22 protein-coding genes are annotated in these 25,533 nt (G+C 69.8%); 10 read left to right on the forward strand and 12 right to left on the reverse strand.

What is annotated here, in order from left to right; all coding sequences use genetic code 11:
* The first annotated feature begins 100 nt into the window (after positions 1–100).
* Entirely contained in the window at positions 101–2,137 is a 2,037-nt protein-coding gene (locus FK529_RS10130) for a M3 family metallopeptidase (protein WP_146560860.1), read from the forward strand.
* 26 nt (positions 2,138–2,163) lie between these two features.
* Here FK529_RS10130 and FK529_RS10135 read toward each other — a convergent pair whose 3' ends face one another.
* The gene (locus FK529_RS10135) at positions 2,164–4,281 is read right to left on the reverse strand and encodes an MMPL family transporter (protein WP_146560861.1); all 2,118 of its coding nucleotides are present in this window, start codon (positions 4,279–4,281) and stop codon (positions 2,164–2,166) included.
* 72 nt (positions 4,282–4,353) lie between these two features.
* Here FK529_RS10135 and FK529_RS10140 point away from each other — a divergent pair, with 72 nt between their 5' ends.
* Entirely contained in the window at positions 4,354–4,815 is a 462-nt protein-coding gene (locus tag FK529_RS10140) for a MarR family winged helix-turn-helix transcriptional regulator (RefSeq protein ID WP_146560862.1), read from the forward strand.
* Positions 4,816–4,886: 71 nt separating this feature from the next.
* On the opposite strand, the gene FK529_RS10145 is transcribed toward FK529_RS10140, so the two are convergent.
* From FK529_RS10145 to FK529_RS10160, 4 genes are all read right to left on the reverse strand, one after another.
* Positions 4,887–5,627, reverse strand: coding sequence for an aminoglycoside phosphotransferase family protein (locus FK529_RS10145; protein ID WP_146560863.1), 741 nt, complete (start codon positions 5,625–5,627; stop codon positions 4,887–4,889).
* A 52-nt stretch (positions 5,628–5,679) separates the two neighbouring features.
* Positions 5,680–5,859, reverse strand: coding sequence for a hypothetical protein (locus FK529_RS10150; RefSeq protein ID WP_146560864.1), 180 nt, complete (start codon positions 5,857–5,859; stop codon positions 5,680–5,682).
* Between the two features lie 66 nt (positions 5,860–5,925).
* Positions 5,926–8,988 (reverse strand): alpha-mannosidase, encoded by a 3,063-nt coding sequence (locus FK529_RS10155; RefSeq protein WP_146560865.1) that lies wholly within the window; start codon positions 8,986–8,988, stop codon positions 5,926–5,928.
* 18 nt (positions 8,989–9,006) lie between these two features.
* On the reverse strand, positions 9,007–11,001 hold the full coding sequence (locus FK529_RS10160; protein ID WP_146560866.1) for a glycoside hydrolase family 15 protein: 1,995 nt from the start codon (positions 10,999–11,001) through the stop codon (positions 9,007–9,009).
* 58 nt (positions 11,002–11,059) lie between these two features.
* Between FK529_RS10160 and FK529_RS10165 the strand changes: the two genes are divergently transcribed.
* From FK529_RS10165 to FK529_RS10190, 6 genes are all read left to right on the forward strand, one after another.
* Positions 11,060–11,296: a hypothetical protein gene (locus FK529_RS10165; RefSeq protein WP_146560867.1), complete on the forward strand. Its 237-nt coding sequence runs from the start codon at positions 11,060–11,062 to the stop codon at positions 11,294–11,296.
* A gap of 191 nt (positions 11,297–11,487) precedes the next feature.
* Entirely contained in the window at positions 11,488–12,546 is a 1,059-nt protein-coding gene (locus FK529_RS10170; protein WP_146561050.1) for a sulfate ABC transporter substrate-binding protein, read from the forward strand.
* On the forward strand, positions 12,546–13,337 hold the full coding sequence (cysT, locus tag FK529_RS10175; protein ID WP_146561052.1) for a sulfate ABC transporter permease subunit CysT: 792 nt from the start codon (positions 12,546–12,548) through the stop codon (positions 13,335–13,337). The genes FK529_RS10170 and cysT overlap by 1 nt, the downstream gene beginning before the upstream one ends.
* A complete protein-coding gene (gene cysW / locus FK529_RS10180; protein WP_146560868.1) occupies positions 13,334–14,152 on the forward strand; it encodes a sulfate ABC transporter permease subunit CysW in 819 nt (272 codons plus the stop codon). The genes cysT and cysW overlap by 4 nt, the downstream gene beginning before the upstream one ends.
* Positions 14,142–15,140, forward strand: a complete 999-nt coding sequence (locus tag FK529_RS10185; protein ID WP_146560869.1) for a sulfate/molybdate ABC transporter ATP-binding protein — start codon at positions 14,142–14,144, stop codon at positions 15,138–15,140. Before cysW ends, FK529_RS10185 begins: the two co-directional genes overlap by 11 nt.
* Before the next feature lie 27 nt (positions 15,141–15,167).
* Complete coding sequence (locus FK529_RS10190; RefSeq protein WP_146560870.1) at positions 15,168–16,409, forward strand: GNAT family N-acetyltransferase; 1,242 nt, start codon at positions 15,168–15,170, stop codon at positions 16,407–16,409.
* A 22-nt stretch (positions 16,410–16,431) separates the two neighbouring features.
* Here the strand turns inward: FK529_RS10190 and FK529_RS10195 are convergent, their stop codons facing one another.
* Genes FK529_RS10195 through FK529_RS10210 form a run of 4 tightly spaced genes read right to left on the reverse strand, consistent with a single transcriptional unit; the run spans position 16,432 to position 21,114 of the window.
* The gene (locus FK529_RS10195; protein ID WP_146560871.1) at positions 16,432–17,709 is read right to left on the reverse strand and encodes a sulfate adenylyltransferase subunit 1; all 1,278 of its coding nucleotides are present in this window, start codon (positions 17,707–17,709) and stop codon (positions 16,432–16,434) included.
* Positions 17,709–18,650 carry a sulfate adenylyltransferase subunit CysD gene (gene cysD / locus FK529_RS10200; RefSeq protein ID WP_146560872.1) on the reverse strand — a complete coding sequence of 314 codons (942 nt, stop codon included), beginning with the start codon at positions 18,648–18,650 and terminating at the stop codon, positions 17,709–17,711. The genes FK529_RS10195 and cysD overlap by 1 nt, the downstream gene beginning before the upstream one ends.
* Positions 18,647–19,393, reverse strand: coding sequence for a phosphoadenylyl-sulfate reductase (locus FK529_RS10205; RefSeq protein ID WP_231703025.1), 747 nt, complete (start codon positions 19,391–19,393; stop codon positions 18,647–18,649). Before FK529_RS10205 ends, cysD begins: the two co-directional genes overlap by 4 nt.
* Positions 19,390–21,114, reverse strand: a complete 1,725-nt coding sequence (locus tag FK529_RS10210; protein ID WP_146560873.1) for a nitrite/sulfite reductase — start codon at positions 21,112–21,114, stop codon at positions 19,390–19,392. The genes FK529_RS10205 and FK529_RS10210 overlap by 4 nt, the downstream gene beginning before the upstream one ends.
* A gap of 257 nt (positions 21,115–21,371) precedes the next feature.
* Between FK529_RS10210 and hemW the strand changes: the two genes are divergently transcribed.
* A complete protein-coding gene (gene hemW, locus FK529_RS10215) occupies positions 21,372–22,544 on the forward strand; it encodes a radical SAM family heme chaperone HemW (protein ID WP_146560874.1) in 1,173 nt (390 codons plus the stop codon).
* Between the two features lies 1 nt (position 22,545).
* Here hemW and FK529_RS10220 read toward each other — a convergent pair whose 3' ends face one another.
* The 3 genes from FK529_RS10220 to FK529_RS10230 all read right to left on the reverse strand — a co-directional run bounded on the left by FK529_RS10220 (position 22,546) and on the right by FK529_RS10230 (position 24,336).
* The gene (locus FK529_RS10220; RefSeq protein WP_146560875.1) at positions 22,546–23,277 is read right to left on the reverse strand and encodes an SIMPL domain-containing protein; all 732 of its coding nucleotides are present in this window, start codon (positions 23,275–23,277) and stop codon (positions 22,546–22,548) included.
* 67 nt (positions 23,278–23,344) lie between these two features.
* Positions 23,345–23,971 (reverse strand): SIMPL domain-containing protein, encoded by a 627-nt coding sequence (locus tag FK529_RS10225; protein ID WP_146560876.1) that lies wholly within the window; start codon positions 23,969–23,971, stop codon positions 23,345–23,347.
* 11 nt (positions 23,972–23,982) lie between these two features.
* Positions 23,983–24,336 carry a type II toxin-antitoxin system VapB family antitoxin gene (locus FK529_RS10230; protein ID WP_068521295.1) on the reverse strand — a complete coding sequence of 118 codons (354 nt, stop codon included), beginning with the start codon at positions 24,334–24,336 and terminating at the stop codon, positions 23,983–23,985.
* A gap of 60 nt (positions 24,337–24,396) precedes the next feature.
* On the opposite strand from FK529_RS10230, the gene hrcA reads away from it, so the two are divergent.
* Entirely contained in the window at positions 24,397–25,431 is a 1,035-nt protein-coding gene (hrcA, locus tag FK529_RS10235; RefSeq protein ID WP_146560877.1) for a heat-inducible transcriptional repressor HrcA, read from the forward strand.
* Positions 25,432–25,533 lie beyond the last annotated feature (102 nt).

Consider the following 25,533-nt stretch of genomic DNA (forward strand, 5'->3'; position numbering starts at 1 on the left):
GAGGTCGCCCGCACGGAATCCGTGGAACTACTCAGGTGCGGTCCGTGATCTCCCCGCCTTCTCCGCGAGGGGAGCCGGGCGGGAGCGGTAGGTTCGAGGGGTGACCGTCGACGCCGTTCTCGCCCCCAGCGCCCTCCCCTTCGCCCTGCCGGACTTCGCCGCGTTCGCGGACGCCGACTACGAGGCGGCGTTCGGCGAGGGCTTCGCCCGGCACCGTCGGGACGTCACGGCGATAACCGAGAACACCGAGCCCGCCACCTTCGCGAACACCGTCGAGGCGATGGAACGTGCTGGTCAGGACCTGGGGCGGGTGGCCGCCGTGTTCTTCTCGCTGACCTCCACCGACCGCACCGACGCGCTCGAGGCCGCCCAGGCGGCGATCTCGCCGCGGTGGTCGGCGCACTTCGATTCGATCCTGATGGATGCCGCGTTGTTCGCCCGCATCGACGAGCTGCACTCCCGGCGTGGCGAGCTCGGCCTCGACGACGAGCAGCTTCGGCTCCTGGAGCGCTACCACCTGCGCTTCACCCGCGCGGGCGCCGGCCTCGACGGTGCCGCACAGGATCGACTCCGCGCGATCAACACTGAGCTCGCTGAGCTCACCACGGAGTTCTCCCGCCGGACGCTCGCGGAGACCAACGCCTCCGCCGTGCATTTCGCGACGGAGGCGGAGCTCGACGGTCTGGACGCCGACACCGTTGCCGCCGCACGCACCGCGGCCGAGGAGGCCGGACGCGACGGATTCCTCCTGGCCCTCGGATATCCGCTCAATCAGCCGAACCTCGCCCGGTTGACCGATCGGGACTCCCGGCGGAAGGTCTTCGAGGCATCGTCGGAGCGGAACACGCGCGGCGACGCGAACGACACGCGCGAACTGATCGCCCGCGTCGCCGCCCTGCGGGCCGAGCGGGCCGCGCTCTTCGGGTACCCGCATCACGCGGCGTATCAGATCGCAGATCAGACGGCGGGGTCCGCCGAGGCCGCCCTCGGGATGCTGCGGGACCTCGCGGTGCCGGCTGCACGGAACGCCGCGGCCGAGCGCGCCGAACTGGAGGAACTGGCAGGGCATCCGATCGAGGCCTGGGACTGGCCGTACTACGCACGCCTCGCCGAGCAGCGCGCGCAGGCCGGGGACGGGGGTGCGGAGGGCCCGCAGCTCAGCGACTTCTTCGCGCTCGACGCGGTGGTCGAGAATGGCGTCTTCGAGGCCGCGTCCCGCATGTACGGGCTCGGTTTCGCCGAGCGCACCGATCTCGCACTGCATCACCCGGATGCGCGCGCGTGGCAGGTCACGGGGTCCGACGGAGCGCCGCTCGGCCTGTTCATCGGTGATTACTTCGCGCGCCCCAGCAAGCGGGGCGGCGCGTGGATGACGAGTTTCGTCGATCAGTCCCGTCTGCTGGACGCGCAGCCCGTGATCATCAACGTCTGCAACTTCGTCCGGCCACCTGCGGGGCGGCCCGCCCTGCTCACGCGCGACGAGGTGACCACGGTCTTCCACGAGTTCGGGCATGCGCTCCACGGACTGCTCTCGGACGTGACCTACCCGTACTTCTCGGGCACCAGCGTCCCGCGCGATTTCGTGGAGTTCCCCTCGCAGTTCAACGAGATGTTCGCCGCCTGGCCGACGATCCTCGACGGCTACGCCCGGCACCACGAGACGGGCGCACCGCTACCCGACGGACTGCGGCGGTCGGTGCTCGAGCCCGGGACGCGCGGCGAGGGATTCGGCACCGTCGAGTACCTGTCGGCGGCCGTGATCGATCTGGCCTGGCACACGATCGAGCCGGGTACGATCGTCGCCGACGTGAACGCCTTCGAGGCGAAAGCGCTGGCCGATGCGGGACTCGACGTTGCCGGCGTGCCGCCGCGGTACCGCGGGCCGTTCTTCAACCACATCTTCTCGGGCGGATACAGTGCCGGGTACTACAGCTACATCTGGTCCGAGGTGCTGGATGCCGACGCCTCCGCCTGGTTCGCCGCGCACGACGGGCCGACCCGCGAGAACGGCGAGAAGCTGCGTGCTGCAGTGCTGTCCCGCGGTGGCAGCGTGGATGCCTCGCAGGCCTACCGCGACTTCCGCGGCGCCGACCCCGACATCACACCCCTCCTGGAGCGTCGCGGGCTGACCACGTAGGACCGGAGTTTCCGCCGGTGCCGGGGTCAGGGGCGGCTATCCGTGTCCTGTGCTGTTCCGTGCAGGCTCGGCGGGGTGGGCCACCAGATCCGTTCTCCCACGAGCGTGAACATCGCCGGGACCACGATGGTGCGGACGAGGAAGGTGTCGAGCAGAATACCGAGGCCGACGATGATGCCGAGCTGGGTGAGGGTGATGAGCGGGAGCACGCCGAGGACCGCGAAGACTGCAGCGAGAACAACACCTGCACTCGTGATCACCGCTCCGGTCGCGGACACGGCGCGTTTCATCGCCTCAGGCACGGGGTGGCGCGCGCTCTCCTCTTGTGCCCGCGCGACGAGAAAGATCGTGTAGTCCACGCCGAGGGCGACCAGGAAGAGGAACGCGAACAGCACCGTGTTGTTGTCGAGCGCGGGGAATCCGAAGACGGTCTCGCCGACGAAGGTGCCGAGACCGATCGCCGCCACCGTGCTGGCGACCGTCGCGAGAACGAGCAGGATCGGAGCTATCGCCGAACGCAACAAGGCGTAGAGGACCAGGAGGACGACCACCAGGATCAGTGGGATGGTGAGTGCGCGGTCGGCTGCGGCGGCGTCTCGGGTGTCGAGAGCCCGCGCGTCGCTACCTCCCACCAGGGCGTCGGCTTGGGAAATCGCGCCCAGGCGTTCTCTCATACCCGCGACGGTGTCGAAGGCGGCCTCGGTCGCGGGGGCTGATGTGAGGATGACGCTCCAGCGGCTGTAGCCAGTGGGTGAGGTACCGCTCGGTATCACCCGGTCGACTCCGGGCGTCTCGCGCAACGTGTTCTGGACCGCCTCCGCTGCCGAGGTTCGAGCGACGACCACTGTGGGATCCGCCTCACCGGCGGGGAAGTGTTCGTCGACGACAGCGAATCCGGTCACGGAGTCGGCGGCGACGCGGAACTGCTCGGTTTGGCTGAGCCCGATCGAGGTGCCGATCAATCCGAGTGTGCAGACGACGAGCAGTGCCGCGGCGGCGAACAGGGACCTGGCCGGGTTCGCGACCACCGCATCGGCTATCCGATGCCAGGGACCGGTGGAGTGCAAGTCGGCGTCCTCGACGTCGAGTGACGGATCGACGCGGGGGATGAACGGCCAAAAGAGCTTTCGACCGAAGATGCCGAGCGCAGGGGGGAGTACGAACAGTGCGAACACCATCGCCAGGAGTAACCCTGCCGCGGCCGCTGCTCCGAGGCTGCGCGTGTTCGGCAAGGCGGCGAACAACAGTGTCGTCAACGCGAGCACCACAGTGAGATTGCTTGCCAGAATGGCCGGTCCTGCACGCCGCACCGCTGCCCGCAGGGCCGCTCGGTGGTCTTCCCGACGACGTAGCTCATCCCGATATCGGGAGATCATGAGAAGGGCGTAATTCGTGCCCGCGCCGAAGACGAGCACGCTGGTGATGCCGGACGTGGATCCGTCGAAGGTCAGCCCGGTGGCTTCCGACAACGCGGTGCCAACGGAGATCGCAACACGGTCGGCGACCGCGATGATCACCAATGGCACAAGCCACAACACCGGCGAACGGTAGGTGACGATCAACAGCAGAGCCACCACGAGCGCAGTGACGGCGAGCAGGGTCACGTTCGCGCCGGAGAACGAGTCCGCGATGTCGGCGGCGAACGCAGGTCCCCCGGTCACGTGCGCGGACAGGGGCGCCGGCAGACCCGCACGCGCGGACTCCCTGAGCGAACTCACGGTGTCGCGGAGCGGGAACCCGCTGATCTCCGCGGACACGGGGACGGTGACGAGCGCGGCCTTGCCGTCGGGTGACACTATCAACGGCGGGCCCGCGGGCTCTGCTGCCGTCGATCGATCCACGGCGAGCATGCGCTCCCGCGCGGCAGTCACCGCGGCGGTGTCCGTGTCGGTGAGGCGGGCGCCGTCCGTACGGTCGACCACGAGAATCGCGGTACCCACCTCGGCATCGGGAAACTGCGCGAGGTAAGCGTCGATGCGGGCGGACTGTGCCGAGTTCGGCAGCGTGTTCGGCGATTCGTCGGCGGAGGAGTTGCCGCCGACGAAGCCTATGATCGCGCCGCCGAGCAGAAGAAGTACGACGCCGATCACCCACGCCCTTTGTCCGGAAACGAGCTTCGCGTACCGGTCCCACCATGCCGTCATGAGGACAGTCTCTCAGAAACTGAGATAAATGCGCAATGGCGTCCGGCGAGTGCCCCGAACTAGCCTTGGTTCATGATGAGGGTGGATCTCGAGTCAGCGCTGACGTCCGACGTTCAGGCGCTTTCCGCTGCGTCGGACCAACTCAGCAGGGTGTTCGCCACGCAACACAGCCTGTCGGCGAACGATTTTCAGGCCCTGCTGCGCGTCCTCGTCGCCGAGCGTGACGGGCAACCACTGACTGTCGGGCGGCTGGGGCGCTCGCTCCGGATATCTTCTGCGGCAACGACCTACCTCGTGGATCGCCTGATCAAGTCTGGGCACATCCGTCGCGAGCCCCACCCGACCGATCAGCGGAGTACCGTCCTGTTGTACGACGATCACGGCATGCAGGTGGCGCAGGAGTTCTTCGGTCCGCTGGCCGCGCTCACGCACTCCGCCCTCGCGACCTTCTCCGACGAGGACCTCGCGATCGCCCACGAGGTCTTCACTGTTCTCATCGGCACAGTGCGCGGCCACGAATCCCGCCTGTCCTAGCGCTCGCGCCACCGGATTCGGGGTGGACGCCCTGGCTCGGCGTGTGTCCGTCGTCGTGGTGCGGGACGGCTTCAGCCCGCCAGTCGGCGCAGGACGTCGAATTCGCAGCCGGGCGCGGACGGGTCGTAGTCGTGCTGGACGAGCCAGCGTGAGACCAGTAGGCAACGCATCGACCACCATCCCCGCACGACGGCGCGGTCGACGTCGCCCCCGTAGCCGGTGGCGACGGCCGCCAGGCGATCGGGATGACCGAGAGTGAGGGTCGCCAGGTCGTGGAGGGGGTCGCCGCGACCCGCCTCTGACCAGTCGATGATGCCGGTCACGGTATCGTCGTCGACGAAGACGTGCTCCACCTGAAGGTCGCCGTGGATGAACGCCGGCGTCCACGGGCGGAGCACGGAACGTGCGATCTCGCGGTTCTGTGTGATGACCCGCTGGGGGAGCGCGCTGTGCTCGAGGAGCCACGCGCACTCGGCGTCGAGTTCTCGGCCGAGTCGCGTGGCCGATGGCCCGTGCCACGGTGGAAGCGGTGCGTCGTGGAGCGCTCGGATCGCCGTCCCGGCGGCGACCCACGCTGATGTGGGGGCGGTGTCCGGCCGGCCGAGCGAGCCGAGCGCGTGGCCGCGCAAAGCTTCGATCGCCAGCACCGGCGGCGCATGCCAGCGCACAGTGGGTGTCGGCACGGGCGCGAGCTGCATCGCCTCGATCTCCCTGCGGGCGTGCGCCGGGTCGCCGTCGACCTTCAGGTAGAGGTCACCGACGCGCAGGGTCGCGCGGGAGCTGTGAGCGACCACTACGTCGACGGTGTCCACCCACCGATCATGACGCAACCGCGTCCGCGCGGGCCACGGGATTTCCGTGGCGTCAGGACACGATCACGCCTCGCGGGTCGGTGCGGCCCTCCCGATCGGCGACAGCGCGACGGATGTCCCGGGCTCGGAAGTCCAAGCCGTCACGGTCGCTCGTCAGCCAGACGAGGAAGACTACGAATGTGATCAGTGCCAGCACGCTGAGCATGTCGACCTCCTTGGTCTCAAGAGTCACGTTCGATAGTGATGAACCATCAAGCTATCACCGTGATTCCGGACGATCGAGGTGACGCTGAGCACGTCAGCGCTGAAAGCGCAGCGTGACGAGCCGGAAGGGGCGCAGCGTGATTCGCATCTCACCTGCGGGCTCGGGGTCGGCGATCGGGCGCTCGAGCAGGTCGGTGCGGACCACGGCTTCGTGCTCGAATTCGGCGTGCACCGTGGCGCTCGCACGGGTGCCGCGGGATTCGTACAGGCGCACGACCACATCGCCGGAGCCGTCCTCCGCCAGCTTGACCGCCTCGACGACGACGCCGGGATGATCGACGGAGATCAGCGGGGCGACCGCTGTGGCGCCGGTCGCGGTGCGCGGCGCGAGATTGCGGCGGTAGCCCTCCTCGACGGCGTCGCCGATCGTCGCGTTCGGTCGCACCGAGACGGCGAGCCGGTGCCCGCCCTGGTCCGTCTCGGGATCGGGGTACCGGGGCGCGCGGAGTAGGGACAGTCGCACGACGGTGCCGGAGGCGCCCGGTGTTGCGGTGCCGGAGGCGCCCGGTGTTGCGGTGCCGGAGGCGCCCGCGGTCTCGGCATGGGAATCCGCGGTGAGTCGGGTGATGTCGTGGCCGTAGGTGGAGTCGTTCGCGACGGCGACGCCGTAATCGGGCTCGCCCACGTGCACCCAGCGGTGCGCGCAGATCTCGAACTTCGCGGCGTCCCACGAGGTGTTGGTGTGCGTCGGCCGGAAGACATGGCCGAATTGAGTCTCCGCGGCGCTGCGGTCGGCGTGCACGGCGAACGGGAAGGTCAGCTTGAGCAACTTCTGCCGCTCGTGCCAGTCGATGTCGCAGGCGATGTCGAGGGCGGGTGATCCGGAGCGCAGGCTGATCCGTTGGGTGATCGTCGAATCGCCGAAGCTGCGGCGGACCACGACCGCTTCCCCGTCGACGGCGACGGAATCCGCATCGACCAGGTCGGTGACGTCGCGACGGTAGAAGGCGTCGATGTCCCAGGCCTCCCAGTGGTTCGGGATGTCGCGGTGAAGCTGGAGCAGATTCCCCGGTGCGGCCATCGCCTCTCGGCCGGTGGCGGCGTCGACCAGCGAGACCAGCAGGCCGCGGGCGTCGATCTTCGCGGAGATCACACCGTTGTCGAGACGGAATCCCTGGTCCGTGGCCGTCGGAGACACGGAACCCGCTGCGGCGATCACGGCGGCGCCCATCGCCGGCACCCCGTCACGGCTGTGCGGGGCCGCATTGAACACGAGGGTCCCGCCGGACGAGGAGGAAACCGTCCGCGCCGGACCGGGGTCCGCGAGCGCCTCCAGGGCCGCAGCGATGATCCGTTCCAGTCGCTTCGCCACCGCGGCGTAGTTGCGCTCCGCGTCCTTGTGCACCCACGCGATGGAGCTGCCGGGGAGGATGTCGTGGAACTGCTGCAGCAGCACCAGGTGCCAGATCTCCTCGAGTTCCTCGGCCGGGTAGGTGAATCCGGCACGCACGGCGGCGGTCGCGGCCCACAGTTCGGCCTCGCGCAACAGGTGCTCGCTGCGGCGGTTGCCCTGCTTCGTCTTCGCCTGGGAGGTGTAGGTGCCCCGGTGGAACTCGAGGTACAGCTCACCCACCCACCGCGGCGGGGTGGGCAGCTCGGCGGCGGCGGCGTCGAAGAACTCCGCGGGCGAGGCGACCTCGACGGTCGGGGAACCCTCGAGCGAGGCGGTGCGAGCTGCGGCCGCGAGCATCTCCCGGGTGGGGCCGCCGCCGCCGTCGCCCCACCCGAACGGGACGAGCGAGCGCGTGCCCGCGCCCTGTTCCCGGTAGTTCTTCTGCGCCCGTGCGAGATCCGCCCCGGAGAGGTCCGAGTTGTACTTATCGACGGGCGGGAAGTGCGTGAACAACGCCGTGCCGTCGATCCCCTCCCAGAGGAATGTCGAATGCGGCATCCGGTTGGTCTGGTTCCACGACAGCTTCTGCGTGAGGAAGTACCGCGACCCCGCGGCGGCGACGATCTGCGGCATCGCCGCGGAGTAGCCGAAGGAATCGGGGAGCCAGGCCTCCGGGGTGTCGATCCCGAACTCCTGCAGGAAGAACCGCTTGCCGGCGACGAACTGTCGCGCCATCGCCTCGCCGCCCGGCATGTTCGTATCGGCCTCGACCCACATGCCGCCGACGGGTACGAAACGTCCCGCCGCGACGTGGTCCTTGATCCGCCCGAAGAGGTCGGGGTAGCGGTCGCGGACCCACGCGAACTGCTGCGCCGAGGAGCACGCGAAGCGGAAGGACGGATCGCGGTCCATGAGGTCCACGACGTTGGCGAACGTTCGTGCGCACTTGCGGGCCGTCTCGCGGACCGGCCACAACCAGGCGGAGTCGATGTGTGCGTGGCCCACCGCAGTGATCCGGTGCGCCGAGCCGTAGGCGGGCGAGGCCAGCGCGGACGCCAGGGCCGCCCGGCCCGCCGCGGCGGTGCCGGCCACGTCGTGCGGATCCACGGCGTCGAGCATCCGCTCCAGCGCGCGGAGTACCTCGTGCCGTCGGGGCAGGTCGAAGGGTAGTTCGTGCATGAGACCGTTCAGCGTCCACACGTCCTGCTGCAGCTCCCACACCGTGCGGTCGCGCAACGCCAGATCGATGGTGCCGAGCCGGTACAGCGGACCGTCGCCCGCGGTCTCCCGGTCGCCGAGGTGCGTGGGCGAGACGAAATCGCCGCCCAGATCGGGGTTGGCGGCGGCCTCGATGTACAGGTCGATGGGCTCGCCCGGCTCCACCGGGACGTAGGCGTTGAAGGGCGAGATCCCCTTGACGACGGTGCCGTCCGCCCGGTACGCGAGCCCCTCGGCGTTGAAGCCGGGGCCGCCCGTGAAGCCGAGCTCCACGCGGAGCTCGAGGGCACCGTCGGCCTCCGTCCAGTCCGCCGGTGGCGCCCCGGTCACGTGGAGCCACAGCGTGGACCAGGGCGCGCCCCACGGGGTGCCGGGGGTGATGGGCGCGTACTCCTGCGCTACCGCCTCGGCGAAGGGCACCGGCTCGCCCGGCGCCGCCCACGCGGACACGGTGACCGGGGCGGAGCGCGCGTACACCGCCCCGTTCAGGAACTCCCGGGTGAACCGGTCGAGGCGCTCTTCGGTCAGCCTTCGGTCGTCGTGCATGACTGCACGGTACTTCCGTCAGGGCGCCTGGTGTGCGGGAAGGAACGCGGACGCGTCGTGCCCGGCTTCCTCGGCCCGGATCACGTGCACCACCGCGTTGATCAGCGCCAGGTGGGTGAACGCTTGCGGGAAGTTCCCGAGATGTTTGCCCGACTTCGGGTCGATCTCCTCCGCGTACAGCTTGAGCGGCGACGAGTACGCCAGCAGCCGCTCGCACAGCGCGCGGGCACGGGCCGTCTCGCCGATCTCCACCAGTGCCGAGACCAGCCAGAACGAGCAGATCGTGAACGTACCCTCCTCGCCGTGGAGGCCGTCGTCGGTCTCCTCCACGCGGTAGCGGAGCACGAGCCCGTCCTCGGTGAGCTCGTCGGCGATCGCGAGTACCGTCGCCCGCACGCGCGGATCGTCCGACGGGAGGAACCGCAGCAGCGGCACCAGCAGCAGCGAGGCGTCGAGCGCGGTCGCGCCGTAGCGCTGGACGAAGACGCCGCGCGAATCCACGCCGTGCTCCAGGATGTCGGCCTTGATGACCTCCGCCTTCTGCGCCCACTCGCGGGCGTAGTCGTCCTCGCCATGGAGCGCCGCGAGCTTGGCCCCGCGGTCGAGCGCGACCCAGCACATGACCTTCGAGCTGGTGAAGTGCTGCGGCTCCCCGCGGACCTCCCAGATGCCGCGGTCGGGTTCGCGCCAGTGCTTGAGGGCCTCCTCGACCTGCTCCTTGAGCACCGGCCACAGGGTCTCCGGGATGCGCTCGGAGGACTTGGTGTTCAGATACACCGAGTCCAGCATGGTGCCCCAGATGTCGTGCTGTCGCTGGTCGAACGCACCGTTGCCGACTCGGACGGGCCGCGCACCGTCGTACCCCGAGAGGTGACTGAGTTCCTCCTCGACCAGGGTGCGTTCCCCGCCGACCCCGTACATGACCTGCAGGGGATGCCGCTCGCCGTTGTTGGCGCCCGAGACATCGGCGATGAAGGAGAAGAAGTCCTCGGCTTCCCGGTCGAGGCCCAGCGTGTACAGGCCCCAGAGCGCGAACGTGGAGTCGCGCACCCAGGCGTAGCGGTAGTCCCAGTTGCGCACGCCGCCCGGCGTCTCCGGGAGCGAGGTGGTGGACGCCGCGAGCAGCGCGCCCGTGGGGGAGTAGGTCAGGCCCTTGAGGGTGAGCGCCGAGCGCTGCAGGTACGTGCGCCACGGATGGTCGGGGAACTGGCCGCGGTTGATCCACTGCCGCCACGATTCCGCAGTCGCCCACATCTTCTGTGTCGCCTCGGGGAAGGTCTGTGGCACCGGGTGCTTGCTCCACGACAGCGCGACGAAGACCTCGTCGCCCTCCTTGAGCCGGGTGTGTGCGCGCGCCTCCCGGCCCTCCAGCCCCAGTCGCATGTTCGTGGTGAGCTTGAGCTCCGGGTTCACCCCGAAGTCCGTGCGGGCCCGCGCGACGGCCTCGCCGTAGCCGTCGGCGGAGTAGCTCCACTCGGCGCCGGCGCGGTTGTAGTCGAACGCGGGCTCGCAGTTGAGCTGCAGTTCGACGGTGCCGGAGACGCAGCGGGCGGTGCGGAGCAGGATGTGCTCGGCGTCCCAGTCCGTCGGGGTCCGACGGTGCGTGCGCGATCGGGTGTTCGTGTCGTGCCAGGGCCCCATCACGAGGGCGTCGCGCACGATCAGCCAGCCCGTCGAGGTCTGCCACGTGGTCTCCAGCATGAGGCTGCCGGGGAGGTAGCGGCGATCGACCGGAACCTTCACCCCGTACGGCCCGAGGCGGAAGGCGCCGGCACCGCGGTCGAGGATCGCGCCGAAGACGCTGGGGGAGTCGGGGCGGGGGATGCACATCCACTCGACGCTGCCGTCGCGCGCAACCAGGCAGGTGTTCTCGCAGTCCGAGAGGAAGGCGTAGTCGTGGATGGGAGGGAACGCGCCGTCACCCTTCGGCGGAGCATCGGTGACGAGCGCGTCCAAACCGAGCGTGTCGGGGCCGTTAGCGTCGGGTGCGGGGGCGTCGTTCTTCGCTGCCATGCACACCATGATGAGGCACGGCGGTGGGTTCGCGCACGGCGGTCGCTAGGCTGGACGGGTGCATCGACTAGCGCAGTGGTGGGACTCGGTGGAGCTGTGGCTCACCGGTCTGCCCTATGTGCTGCAGGTCAGCCTGGTCGTGGTTGTGCTCGCAATGATCGCAATGCTGGTGGTGCGCGTCCTCTGCGCCCTCATCGATCGCGTCGCCGACGTGCTGGACGCCCGCCTCGCGCGGTCCGGTCGCGGCGACGTCACTGGTCAGCGTGCCGGAGAAGGGAATGACGAGAGTGTCTGAGACTGGCGGCGGGTGGCGGGCACTGGTGCCCAAGTCGAAGGTGACGCTCGCGTTGATCGCCCTGCTGGTGCTCCTCGTGGTCGCGTGGGCGCTGCTCCGCTGACGATTCTCCGTACGATTCTCGCCTGACCCTGTCCCGAGGAGAACGGCGAGACGTGATTCGACCCAGCTTCCGCGGCCGTGCCCTGAGCATGGTCGCGCTCGCCCTGACCGTTCTCCTCACGGCGTGCGGCGGCGGCTCCACCGACGACCCGCACGGCGTCGACATCTCCAGCGGCGACAAGCGGGTGAACCTCGTCGCCTTCGCCGTGCCCAAGCCCGCCTTCGACGTGGCCATCCCGCTGTTCCGTGAGACCAATCCGGACGTGGGCTTCTCGCAGTCCTACGGCGCTTCCGGCGACCAGTCCCGCAAGGTCGCGCGGCACGTGCCCGCCGATGTCGTCAACCTGTCCGTCGCGCCCGACGTGACCCGCATCGTCAAGGCCGGTCTCATCGACAAGGACTGGGACAAGGCGTACCCGCGCAAGTCGGTGCCCTTCACCTCCCTCGTGGCCGTCGTGGTGCGGCCCGGCAATCCCAAGGGCATCCGTGACTGGGCGGACCTGCTCAAGCCCGGCGTCGAGGTGGTGACCCCGAATCCGGCGAGTTCCGGCTCGGCCAAGTGGAACTTGCTCGCGCCCTACGCCGCGCTGTCGAACGGCGGCCAGGAACCGGAGAAGGGTCTCGCCTTCGTCAAGGAGCTCATCCGCGATCACACGACGGTGAGTCCCGGGTCCGGCCGGGATGCGACCTCCGCGTTCGAATCGGGCCAGGGTGACGTGCTGCTCAGCTACGAGAGCGAGGCCGTTCTGTTGCAGCGGCAGAGCGAGCAGGACGGCAAGCCCAAGCCCGAGTACTTCATCCCGCCGCAGTCCTTCCGGATCGACCTGCCGGTGGCCGTCGTGAACACGGCTCAGTCGCTCGATGCCGCGAACCGCTTCGTCGGCTTCCTGTTCTCGCCCGAGGCGCAGCGCGCCATCCCGCGATCCGGCTTCCGGGCGAGCGACCCGGCGATCGCCGCCGAGACCGCGAACCTGTTCCCGGCGCAGCCGCAGCGACTGTGGACCATCGACGAACTCGGCGCTGTCCTCGGGAAGGGGACCGGCGCGAAGAACGGCGGCAAGGACCTCACCGGGTGGCCGGCCGTCGACGCGGCCCTGTTCGGCGACAAGGGCGCGATCGCCGCCGTGTACAAGAGCGGCGGCAAGTGATGCGAAGTTTCGTCAACCCGCTGCGCATCGGCATCGCCTGGCTGTGGATCTCGTTGATCGTGCTGCTGCCGATCGCGGCGATCACGACCAAGGCCTTCGACAACGGCTGGTCCGGCTTCTGGGACGCGCTGACGGCGAAGAACGCCGTCGCCACGCTGGTGATCACCGTGTGGGTCTCCCTGCTGGTGACCCTGATCAATGTGGTGATGGGCACGATCATCGCCTGGGTGCTGGTCCGCGACGACTTCCCCGGCAAGGGCGTGGTCAACGCTCTGATCGACCTGCCTTTCGCCCTGCCGACGATCGTCGCGTCGATCGTCCTGCTCTCGCTGTACGGGCCGGACAGTCCCGTGGGGCTGACGCTCAACGCGACCCAACCGGCGGTCGTCATCGCACTGGCTTTCGTCACGCTGCCCTTCGTGGTGCGGCAGGTGCAGCCGGTTCTCATCGAGCTCGACCGCGAGGTCGAGGAGGCCGCCGCCTCGCTGGGCGCGCCCAATCGGGTGATCACGGCGAAGATCATCATCCCCACGCTGCTGCCGGCGATCCTCTCCGGTGCCGGCCTCGCCTTCACCCGCGCGATCGGTGAGTTCGGATCGATCGTCCTGGTGGGCGGGAACATTCCCGGTGAGACACAGGTCGCCTCGCAGTACATCCAGCAGCAGCTCGAGGTCGACAACCAGGTGGCCGCTTCCGCCGTGTCGGTCGCGCTGCTCGCGATCGCCTTCGTGCTGTTGGCGGTGATGCGGTTCGTCGGATCGAGGACCGCGAAGAGGGAGGAGCAGGAGTGAATCTCTCGAGGAGGACCGTACTGGGCTTGCGGTCCATCGCGCTGCTGTACCTGCTGGTGTTGCTGGTGCTACCCATCAGCGTGATCCTGTACCGCTCGTTCGAGCGCGGGTTCGGCGAGTTCTGGGCCTGGATCACGACTCCCGCCGCGATCTCGGCGTTGCAGCTCTCGCTGCTCATCGTCGCGATCGTCGTGCCGCTCAACGTGATCTTCGGCGTGCTCGTCGCGCTCGCTCTCGCCCGCGGGAAGTTCCGCGGCAAGGCCGCGCTGCAGGCGGCGGTCGACCTACCCTTCGCGGTCTCGCCGGTCGTGGTGGGCGTCGCGCTGATCATGCTCTGGGGCGTGGGCGGATGGTTCGGCGGCATCGAGTCGCTCGGCTTCCGGGTCATCTTCGGGCTGCCCGGTATGGTGCTCGCCACGCTCTTCGTGACCCTGCCCTTCGTGGTGCGCGAAGTGGAGCCGGTGCTCCACGAGATCGGGCAGGACCAGGAGCAAGCGGCCGCGACGCTCGGCGCGAGCCCCTGGCAGACCTTCTGGCGGATCACGCTGCCGGCCATCCGGTGGGGCCTGACCTACGGCGTGGTGCTGACCATCGCCCGCGCGCTGGGCGAGTACGGCGCCGTGCTCATGGTCTCGTCCAACTTTCCCGGCATATCGCAGACGCTCACCCTTCTGGTGAGCTCCCGCGACCACGACGACCACAACACCTTCGGGGCGTACGCCGCCGCGACACTGCTCATGCTGCTGGCGCTCATCACGCTGGTGGCGATGTCTCTGCTCGACGCGACCCGCAGGAGGAACCGCGATGACGATTAACGTGGTGGGAGCCAACAAGCGCTACGGCGACTTCGCAGCCCTCGACGATGTCTCCCTGGAGATCCCGGACGGCTCGCTGACCGCGTTGCTCGGTCCCTCGGGATCCGGCAAATCGACGCTGCTGCGCTCGATCGCCGGCCTCGACCGGCTCGATTCGGGCCTCGTCGAGATCAACGGCGTCGACGTCACCTACGCGACACCGCAGCGGCGCGACATCGGCTTCGTCTTCCAGCACTACGCCGCGTTCAAGCACATGAACGTGCGGGAGAACGTCGCGTTCGGGCTCAAGATCCGCAAGCGCCCCGCTGCCGAGGTGAAGGCCAAGGTCGACGGACTGCTCGAGGTCGTGGGACTCGCCGGCTTCCAGAACCGGTACCCGGCGCAGCTGTCCGGCGGCCAGCGGCAGCGCATGGCGTTGGCCCGCGCCCTCGCCGTCGACCCGCAGGTGCTGCTGCTCGACGAGCCCTTCGGCGCGCTCGACGCGAAGGTCCGCGATGAGCTGCGCTCCTGGCTCCGCCGACTGCACGACGAGGTGCACGTGACCACGGTGATCGTGACCCACGACCAGCAGGAGGCGCTCGACATCGCCGACCGGATCGCGGTGCTCAACAAGGGCCGGATCGAGCAGGTGGGTACGCCCGCGGACGTTTACGATCGCCCGGAGACCGAGTTCGTCATGTCGTTCCTCGGCTCGGTGGCGCGGCTCAACGGCGAGCTGGTGCGCCCGCACGACATCCGCGTCGGCCGTACGCCAGAGCTGGCCCGCGCCGGTGAGCTCTCCTCCGAGCAGGCGGGCGTCCTGCGCGCCGAGGTCGAGCGCGTGGTCTACCTCGGCTTCGAGGTGCGCTTGGAGCTCAAGAACGCCGCGACAGGGGAGCGCTTCCAGGCGCAGATCACCCGTGGCGACGCCACCGCTCTGGACCTGTCCGAGGGCGACGATGTGTACGTGCGCGCCACCCATGTCCCGGAGATCGTCGCGCCGAAATGATGTGGTGGTGTCGGTAATGTTGCCGGCATGACCGGTCCGAACGGCATCGACTTCCAGCGTGTCACCACTCAGGAGCAGCTCCTCGGCTTCCAGGAGTGCGCGACGATCGGCTTCCAGAGCCGGCTGCCCGACGCCGAGCAGTGGCTCGCAATGGTGTCGGCGCAGCTGGACTCGCTCGACTTCCGCGTCGCCGTCGACGGGGAGCGGACCGTCGGGACGTTCCTCTCCTTCGATCAGGAGCTGACCGCCGTCGGCGGCGCGACGGTGCCCGTCCGCGCGGTGTCCGCCGTCACGGTTCTGCCGACGCACCGTCGCCGCGGCATCCTCGGTACCCATATGCGGGGCTGCCTCGACGACGCGCGCGCAGCCGGCCACGCCGCCGCCACCCTCATCGCCGCCGAGCATGCGATCTACGGCCGCTACGGCTTCGGGCAGAGCACCGAGTCCGTTGACGTCCGGATCGCCGTGGACCGCGGCCGGTTACCGCAGCCGCCTGTCGACGAGGTGCGGTTCGCCGGGGGCGAGGACTATCTCGTCGCGTCGATCCGGATCCGCGAGCAGCTCGGTTTCCCTGGCCGGGTGTCGAAGCTCGATGTCGAGATGCGCCGCACGGCGGGGCTCGTCAGTGGCGGGGACCCCGACGAGACGCGGCGTGTGGTGCTGCGCCGCGACGGCGACGTGGCGGGGGTCCTGGCCTACACGATCGCGCTGAAGTGGACCGATGGCCGTCCCGATTCCACGCTCAAGGTCACCGAGCTGCTGGGCGTCGACGCTGCTGCTGAGAGGGACCTGTGGTCGTTCGCCATGAGCATCGACTGGGTGCGGTGGGTCGAGGCCGCGCAGCGGCCGCTCGACGACATCGTGACGACCGTCCCCGCCGACCCGCGCACGGTCCAGGTCGCCAACCGCACCGACTTCCTCTGGATCCGGCCCCTCGACGTGCCCGCGCTGTTCGCCGCGCGCACCTACGCCGCGCCGGGCCGGCTCGTGCTGGACATCACCGACCCCGGATTCGCCGGTGCTCCCGGTCCCGCGTACGGGCGGTTCCTGATCTCCACCGACGGCGGAGCGGGCACCTGCACACCCACCGACGAGCCCGCGGATCTCGCGCTCGACGTGACCGACCTCGGCCGGCTGTGGCTCTCCGACGAGCCGGTGGCGCGCCGCGTCGCCGTCGGGTCGGTCCGCGAGCTCTCCGACGGTGCCGCGGCCCGCGCCGACCTCATGCTGTTCAGCCCGCGCCGGGCGTGGGGCGTCGAGTTGTTCTGACGCGGGCGGACCGTCGAACTGCTCAGACCAGGTGGGCCAGGGCGTCTCCGACCAGGCCCGCCGCGAGCGTGTTGCCGCCGGCGGGGTCGATGAGCAGGAACGAGCCCATCTCCCGGTTCTTGTCGTAGTCGTCGGCGACGATGGGCTCCGCGGTCTGGATCGAGATGCGGCCGATCTGGTTCAGCTCCAGCGTGGTGCCCTCGCCGATGGTGAGGTTCTGCTCGTCGAAGACGGCGTCCAGCCCGCCGACGATGGCCTGCGTGGTCTTGGTGCCGTGCTTGAGCAGCAGGCGGGCGCCGACGCGCAGCGGCTTCTCTGCCAGCCAGCACACCGTCGCCTCGAACTGCTGGCGAGGCTCGGGGGCATCGGCGGCGGAGACGATCACGTCGCCGCGCGAGACGTCGACGTCGTCGGCGAGGATCACCGTGACCGAGCGGCCCGTGTGGGCGGAGTCGAGCGGACCGTCGGCCGTGTCGATGCGCTCGACGCGGCTGCGCGTGCCCGCGGGGAGGACGAGGACCTCGTCGCCCACGTCGACGGTGCCGGCGGCCACCTGTCCCGCGTACCCGCGGTAATCGGGGTGTTCGGGGGTGCGGGGCCGGATCACGTACTGCACCGGGAAGCGGAAGCCGATCGGCGTCGTGTCGGGATCCGTCGGGATCGACTCGAGGTGCTCGATGAGCGACGGGCCGTCGTAGTACGGCGTCCGGTCCGAGCGCGAGGCGACGTTGTCGCCGTGCAGCGCCGAGACGGGGATCGCGTGCACGGCCTCGTCGGCCCAGCCCAGCGAACCGGTGAGGGCGCGGAACTCGGCGGAGATCTCCTGGAAGACCGCCGCGGGGTCCTCGACCAGGTCGATCTTGTTCACCGCGAGTACGAGGCGCGGCACGCCCAGGAGCGACAGCACCGCGGCGTGGCGGCGGGTCTGTTCGATGACGCCCTTGCGCGCGTCGGTCAGCAGGATCACGACCTGGGCCGTCGACGCGCCGGACACCGTGTTCCGGGTGTACTGCACGTGACCCGGGGTGTCGGCGAGGATGAACGATCGGTTGGGCGTCGCGAAGTACCGGTAGGCCACGTCGATGGTGATGCCCTGCTCGCGCTCGGCGCGCAGACCGTCGACGAGGAGCGAGAGGTCCGGGGTGTCGAGGCCCTTGTCGACCGAGGCGCGGGTGACGGCGTCGATCTGGTCGGCGAGCACCGACTTCGTGTCGTAGAGCAGCCGACCCACGAGGGTGGACTTGCCGTCGTCGACGGAGCCGGCCGTGGCGAGGCGCAGAAGCGCGGGGGCGGTGCTCATCAGAAGTAGCCCTCCTTCTTACGGTCCTCCATGGCTGCCTCCGAGACGCGATCGTCGCCACGGGTGGCGCCGCGCTCGGTGAGCCGCGACGCGGCGACCTCGGCCATGATCTGCTCGTTGTTCGACGCGGTGGACTCGATCGCACCGGTGGTGGAACCGTCGCCCACGGTGCGGTAGCGCACCGACAGGGTCTGCACCTGCTCGCCCTCGCGCGGGCCGCCCCACACGCCCGAGGTCATCAGCATCCCGTCGCGGACGTAGACCTCCCGCTCGTGCGCGTAGTAGATCGAGGCCAGCTCGATGTCCTCGCGGGCGATGTAGCGCCAGATGTCGAGCTCGGTGAAGTTGCTGATCGGGAAGACGCGCACGTGCTCGCCCGGCGCGTGCCGGCCGTTGTACAGGTTCCACAGCTCGGGCCGCTGCCGTTTCGGGTCCCACTGGCCGAAGGCGTTGCGCAGCGAGAAGATCCGCTCCTTGGCGCGGGCCCGCTCCTCGTCGCGGCGGCCGCCGCCGAAGACGGCGTCGAACCGGTTCTCGGCGATGGCGTCCAGCAGCGGCACCGTCTGCAGCGGGTTGCGGATGCCGTCGGCCCGCTCCTCGAGGCGGCCGTCGGCGAGGTAGTCCTCGACCTTGGCCACGTGCAGGCGCAGGTTGTACTTCTCGACCATTCGGTCCCGGAAGTCGAGCACCTCGGGCAGGTTGTGGCCGGTGTCCACGTGCAGCAATGCGAAGGGGAGCGGCGCCGGCCAGAAGGCCTTCACCGCGAGGTGCAGCAACACCGTCGAATCCTTGCCGCCCGAGAACAGGATCACGGGCCGCTCGAACTCGCCCGCGACCTCGCGGAAGATGTGGATGGCCTCGGACTCGAGCGCGTCGAGCGTGCCGAATTCGGTGGGATCGGGCGCGGCGATGATGGGCTCCGTGGGCTCTGTGATCGTCATGAGGCGTGCAGTCCGCATTCTGTCTTGGTCGAACCGGCCCAGCGGCCGCTTCGAGGATCGGAACCCGGGGCGGGCTTGTTCGTGCAGGGCTGGCAGCCGATGGACGGGTAGCCCTCGTCGACCAGCGGATTCACGAGGATGCCGTTCTCCTCGATGAACCGCTGCATCTGCTCGTCGGACCAGTCGACGATGGGGTTGATCTTCAGCAGCCCGAAGCCCTCGTCGAAGGAGATGAACGGGGCGCGCGCGCGGGTGGGCGACTCGACCCGGCGGATACCGGTGACCCAGGCGCTGTAGCTCGACAGGGTCTCCCGCAGCGGTACGACCTTGCGCAGGTTGCAGCACTGCGCCGGGTCGGAAGCGAAGAGGTTCTCACCGACGGTCGCGTCCTGCTCGCCGACGCTCTGCGCGGGCGTCACGTTGAGCAGTTCGACCTCGTAGATCGCCTCCACCGCGTCGCGCATACCGATGGTTTCGGCGAAGTGGTAGCCGGTGTCGAGGAAGAGCACCTTGGGCCGGTCCTGCACCTGCTTGGCGAGGTGCACCAGCACCCCGTCCTGCATGTTGGACGCGACGACGAAGTCCTCGCCGAAGGTGTCCAGCGTCCACCGCAGCAGGGTCAGCGGGTCGGCGCCCTCCAACTCCTTCGACGCGCGCTTCGCAAGGGCGCGGAGGTCGTCCGCGTCACGTCCGGTCAGGGGCTTCGACGGAGACTCCGTCGCCACGTCCGCTCGTGCCGTCATCGCAGGTCCTCTTCCGCGGCGCGAAGCGTCCACTGCGCGAAGCGCTCGTCGCCTTCGCGCTGCGATACGAAGTTCCGCACCACTCGCTCGATGTAGTCCCCGAGCTCCGTCGACAGCACCTTGTGCTGGCGCAGCTTGCGGCCGAACCCGCTGTCGAGCCCGAGGCTTCCACCAAGGTGAACCTGGAAGCCCTCGACATGATTCCCCTCGTGGTCGTCGACGAGCTGGCCCTTGAAGCCGATGTCGGCGATCTGGGAGCGGCCGCACGAGTTGGGACAGCCGTTGATGTTCACCGTGATGGGCACGTCCAGCTGGGCGTTGAGGTCGGCGAGCCGCTGCTCCAGGTCGGGCACGAGCACCTGCGAGCGCTTGCGGGTCTCCACGAAGGAGAGCTTGCAGAACTCGATGCCGCTGCACGCGATGAGGTTGCGGCGCCAGATCGAGGGGCGACCCTGCAGGCCGAGCGGGGCCAGCTCGTCGATCAGCGAATCGACCTGGTCGTCGGGGACGTCGAGGATGATCAACTTCTGGTACGGGGTGAACGAGGCGCGGTCCGAGCCCACCCTGTCCATGGCGTCCGCCACCCGGCTCAGCGTCGTGCCCGAGACGCGGCCGGCGATGGGGGAGAAGCCGACGGCGTTCAGTCCGTTGCGCAGCTTCTGCACGCCGATGTGGTCGATGGGTCGCTCCGGCTGCTCGGGCGCGGGACCGTCGATGAGCTTGCGGCCGAGGTACTCCGTTTCGAGAACTTCACGGAATTTCTCCACCCCCCAGTCCTTGACCAGGAACTTCAGCCGCGCCTTCGAGCGGAGGCGCCGGTAGCCGTAGTCGCGGAAGATCGAGACCACGCCCTCCCAGACGTCGGGCACCTCGTCGAGCGGGATCCACGCGCCCACGCGCTGCGCGAGCATCGGGTTCGTCGACAGGCCGCCGCCGACCCACAGGTCCAGGCCGGGGCCGTGCTCGGGGTGCACGACGCCGACGAAGGCCACGTCGTTGATCTCGTGGACCACGTCCTGCTGGCCCGAGATGGCGGTCTTGAACTTGCGCGGCAGGTTCGAGTACTTCGGGTCGCCGATGTAGCGGCGCACGATCTCGTCGATCGCGGGCGAAGGGTCGAGGATCTCGTCGAAGGACTCGCCGGCGAGCGGCGAGCCGAGCACCACGCGGGGGCAGTCGCCGCAGGCCTCGGTGGTCTTCAGCCCGACCGCCTCGAGACGCTTCCAGATCTCCGGGACGTTCTCGATCTCGATCCAGTGGAACTGCACGTTCTCGCGGTCCGAGATGTCGGCGGTGTCGCGCCCGAACTCGGTGGAGAGCTCGCCGAGGGTGCGCACCTGCGCGGCGTCGAGCTTCCCGGCGTCGCACCGCACCCGCATCATGAAGTACGGGGCCTCCAGCAGGTCGATGTTCTCGTCGCCCGTGTACGTGCCGTCGTAGCCCTGCTCACGCTGCGTGTACAGGCCCCACCAGCGCATCCGGCCGCGCAGGTCGGCCTTGTCGATCGAGTCGAAGCCCTCCTTCGAGTAGATGTTCTCGATCCGGGCGCGCACATTGAGCGGGTTGTCGTCGCGCTTGGTCTGCTCGTTGGGGTTGAGCGGCGTGCGGTACCCCAGCTTCCACTGGCCCTCCGACTTGCGCTTGACCGGGCGCGTACGCGCGGGCCGGGTCGGGGCGGCCGCAGCGGAGGAGGGGACAGGTGCGCCGGCGATCGACGTCATGGAGACTCCTGAGATTCATGGGATGGCGCGCCGGGCTGGTGGCGCTTCCGGGGCTCGACGCGAAAAGGGCGTCGGGAATCAGGCCCGACAGCCGCTGCTGCAGACCCGCAGGTAATCGATGTGCCGGCGGGACGCCAGCAGCTCACCCTGTCCATCCATCGAGATCATTGTGCCACCGGCTGGGCGGAAAGGCGGAATCGGGTTCCGCTCACCCGCGAGCGAAATCCGGTGGTCGGCGAACCTGACAGACTGAAGCTGTGGCCGCACCCTCGATTCCTGAGATCAGTCGGCTCGACGGTGCCGCGACACCGTTCGGGCTGTACCTGCACGTTCCGTTCTGTGCGACGCGCTGTGGCTACTGCGACTTCAACACGTACACCGCCGGCGAACTGGGCGCGTCGACATCGCCGCAGGCCTGGGCGCAGGCGATCGACGGCGAGTTGGCGCTGGCCCGCCGCGCGCTCGGCGACGTTCCCGTGTCGACGGTGTTCGTGGGCGGCGGCACCCCGTCGCTTCTGGGCGGCGACGGCCTCGCCGCCCTGCTCGAGACCGCCCGCCGCCACTTCGACTTCGCCGACGATGCCGAGGTGACCACTGAGTCGAACCCGGAGTCCACCTCGCCGGAGTTCTTCGCCCGGCTGCGGGCCGCCGGCTTCACGCGGGTCTCGCTCGGCATGCAGTCGGCCGCGGCGCACGTGCTGCAGGTGCTGGACCGCACGCACACTCCGGGACGCGCGGTGGCGGCGGCCAAGGAGGCCCGCGCCGCGGGCTTCGACCACGTCAACCTCGACCTGATCTACGGCACGCCCGGGGAGTCCGACGGCGACCTGCGCGCGTCGCTGGACGCCGTGCTCGACGCCGGCGTGGACCACGTCTCCGCCTACGCGCTCATCGTCGAGGACGGCACTGCGTTGGCCCGGCGGATCCGCCGCGGGGAGCTCCCGGACACCGACGACGACGTGCTCGCGCACCGGTACGAGATGCTCGACGGGGCCCTGCGCGACGCCGGCTTCGACTGGTACGAGGTGTCGAACTGGGCGCGCTCCGAGGCGGGCCGGTGCCGGCACAACGAGCTGTACTGGGAGGGTGCGAACTGGTGGGGCGCCGGGCCCGGCGCGCACGGCCACGTCGCCGGTACGCGGGTGTGGAACGTCAAACACCCCGCCCGGTACGCCGCTGCGGTCGGTGCCGGCGCGCTGCCGATCGCGGGCCACGAGACGCTCACCGACGAGGACCGGCACGTCGAGGACGTGATGCTGCGCGTGCGCATGCGTTCCGGCATCCCGCTCGCCGTGCTCCGGCCCGACGAGGCCTCCCGCGCCCGGGCCGAGGTCACCGTCGGGAACCTGCGCCGGGAGGGCGATGCCTACGTGCTCACGGACGCCGGGCGGTTAGTGGCCGACGGCGTGGTGCGCCGGATCCTGGACTGAGCTACCGCAGCTGCCAGACCACCGTGACCGTCACGGTGAGCGACTGCTCGCCGGCCTCGATGGGGACGGGCGCGGCGGTGGCCGGCGCGTCGAAGCGCTGCGTGACCCTCGGCCGCGCCGCGCTGCCCTCGGTGACGGTGCGGACCTCGCCGAGCGAGCCGCCGGACAGCGTGGCGTACTGCTCGGCGCGGCTCTTGGCCTCGGCGAAGGCCTTGTCGCGGGCGGTCGCCTTGAGCGCGGAGTCGTTCTCGATGTCGAAGCCCACGGAGCTGATGCGGGTCGCGTCGCCGCCGGCGGTCGCGAGGTCGCCGAGCAGCTTCGACGCGGTCTCGAGCTTGCGGACCTTCACCGTCAGCGACTGCGTCGCCTCGTAGGACGTGATCTGCCGGTCGGTGCCGTAGCGGGGATTGACCCGGACGTTCGCCGTGGCGACGTCCTTCTTCTCGACGCCGTTGGCGCCGGCCGCGTCGATCACCTTCTGCGCGCTCGCCGAGGCGTCGTTGAGCGCGGTCGTCACGTCGCCGGCCTGGTGTTGGACCGCCAGCTCCACGGTGAGCACGTCGGGCTTGCCGGCGGCGTCGCCGGTGCCGACCGCCGTGATCTCCCGCGGGGAGTCGCTGGACGTGCTCGACGAGCCGCACGCCGTCACCGAACCGCCCAGGGCGACCGCCGCGAGCAGCGCGAGGCCGGTCACGCGCAATGTCCGTGCCGTGCTGGATGTCGTGTCCGCCATGGCCCCAGCGTGGCAGCGGGCGGGTGCCGCCGCAGCCGATCGCCGGTTACGGCAACGGAGAAGGTGGTTACACCAACTCCCATTCGACGGTGACCCGCGCTCTCACGGTCGTCTCACCGGGCTCCAGCGCCGGGCCCGCGGGCGCCGCGGCGAAGGACTTCGCGGCGACGTGCACCTCGGTGCGTGGCCCCGACGGGTCGTCGGCGATGGCGAGCACAGCGCCGAGGTCGTCGCCCGATAGCGCGGCGTACTGCTCGGCCTGGGCCCTCGCGTCGGCGAACGCGGCCTCGCGCGCCGCGGCGGCGGGGCCGGCACCGTCGGACAGGGTGAAGGCGACGGACTGGATCCGGGCCGCATTGCCCGCGGCCGTCGCGGCGGCCTGCAACACTGCGGGGGCGTCGGCGACGGTGCGGACGGTCACCGTGAGCGACTCGCTCGCGGCGTAGCCCTCGAGCCGCCGGTCCTCCCACGGCCCGGTCTCGACGGCCTGCAGCCCCAGGTTCGACGTGGCGACGTCGCCGTCCGCCACTCCGGCCGCGCGGACAGCGGCGACCACTGCGCGCGCAGCCTCACCTGCGCCGGAGAAGGCCGACGCCACGTCGGACGCCCGGACCTCCACGCCGATGTGGGCGATGACGACGTCGGGGCTCGCGGTGGCGATGCCGGACCCGGTCAGGCGGATGGTGCGCGACATGGGAAGTCCTCTCAGTCTTGGCGGGCGTGCTTGCCGTGCCTCCCCGAGGATGCCGGACGTGGCGGGGTGCCGGGCGGGAGCGCGTGCACGCGGCAGTGCAGCACCTCGCGCCCGCGCAGTGCCGACCGCACCGCGCGGTGCAGGCCGTCCTCGAGGTAGAGATCGCCGTTCCACTGGACCGCGTGCGGGAACAGGTCGCCGTAGAAGGTGGAGTCCTCGGAGAGCAGCCGGTCCAGGGCCAGCACTGTGGTCGTGGTGATGATCGCGCTCAGGCGGACCTGCTGCGGCGGGATCTGCGACCAGTCGCGCGCCGTCAGACCGTGATCCGGGTACGGCTTTCCGTCGAGTACGCCCTTGAAGATCACGGCTCGACTGTATCCCGAGTAAACTCGACGTCCGAAGTTCACACTCGAAAGGACGGCGCGATGTCGACGACGGAGGACCGACGTTTCGAGGTGCTCCGGGCCATCGTGGCCGACTACGTCGAGACGCAGGAGCCCGTCGGGTCGAAGGCCCTGGTGGACCGACACCAGCTGGGTGTCTCCAGCGCGACGGTCCGCAACGACATGGCCGTTCTCGAGGCCGAGGGCTACATCACCCAGCAGCACACCAGCTCGGGGCGTGTACCCACTGAGAAGGGCTACCGGCAGTTCGTGGACCGGATCGCGCAGATCAAGCCGCTCTCGTCGGCCGAGCGACGCGCGATCCTGCAGTTCCTCGAGACGGGCGTGGATCTGGACGATGTGCTGCAGCGCTCGGTGCGACTGCTGGCCCAGCTCACGCGGCAGGTCGCGGTCATCCAGTATCCGGTACTCAGCTCCGCGCGGGTCCGGCACCTCGAGGTCGTGGGCCTGGCCCCGACCCGCCTGCTGCTCGTCGTGATCCTCGACTCGGGCCGCGTCGAGCAGCGGCTCGTCGAGCTCGGCGGCGCGGTGTCGGACGACGATCTCGCCCGCCTGCGTGAGCTGTTCGGCGCCGCGGTGCACGGCAAGCTGATCCCCGACGCCTCGATGGGCGTGGCCGATCTGGCGCCGCTCGCCCCGCGAGACCTGCGCGACGCGGTGATCCGCGTCTCGACAGTGCTGGTGGAGACCCTGGTGGAGCGCGCCGACGACCGACTGGTGCTGGGCGGCACCGCGAACCTGACCCGCAACGCCGCCGACTTCGACGCCGTCTCCGGCTCCCTGCGCAGCGTGCTCGAGACGCTGGAGGAGCAGGTGGTCGTCCTCAAGCTGCTCACGGCCCGGCAGCAGCCGGGCACCGTGTCGGTGGCCATCGGCTCCGAGACGCAGGACGAGAACCTGCGCGGCGCGTCGGTCGTCTCCACGGGCTACGGCGCGCCCGGCGCGGTCTTCGGTGGCGTCGGGGTGCTCGGCCCCACCCGCATGGACTACCCGGGCACCATCGCCTCGGTTGCGGCCGTCGCGCGGTACGTGGGCGAGGTGCTCGGCGAGCGCTGACGGGGCCGGTGGGTCACAACCCCACCTGCAGGAATGGTCCGAAGCGGCCCTGTGGTGGAATCATGGGTTGAGCGCGGTCCGTTCAGGTCCGCTGACTGTCGC

The organism is Tsukamurella asaccharolytica (assembly GCF_007858435.1).
In the GTDB taxonomy this organism is placed as follows: Bacteria; Actinomycetota; Actinomycetes; order Mycobacteriales; family Mycobacteriaceae; genus Tsukamurella; species Tsukamurella asaccharolytica.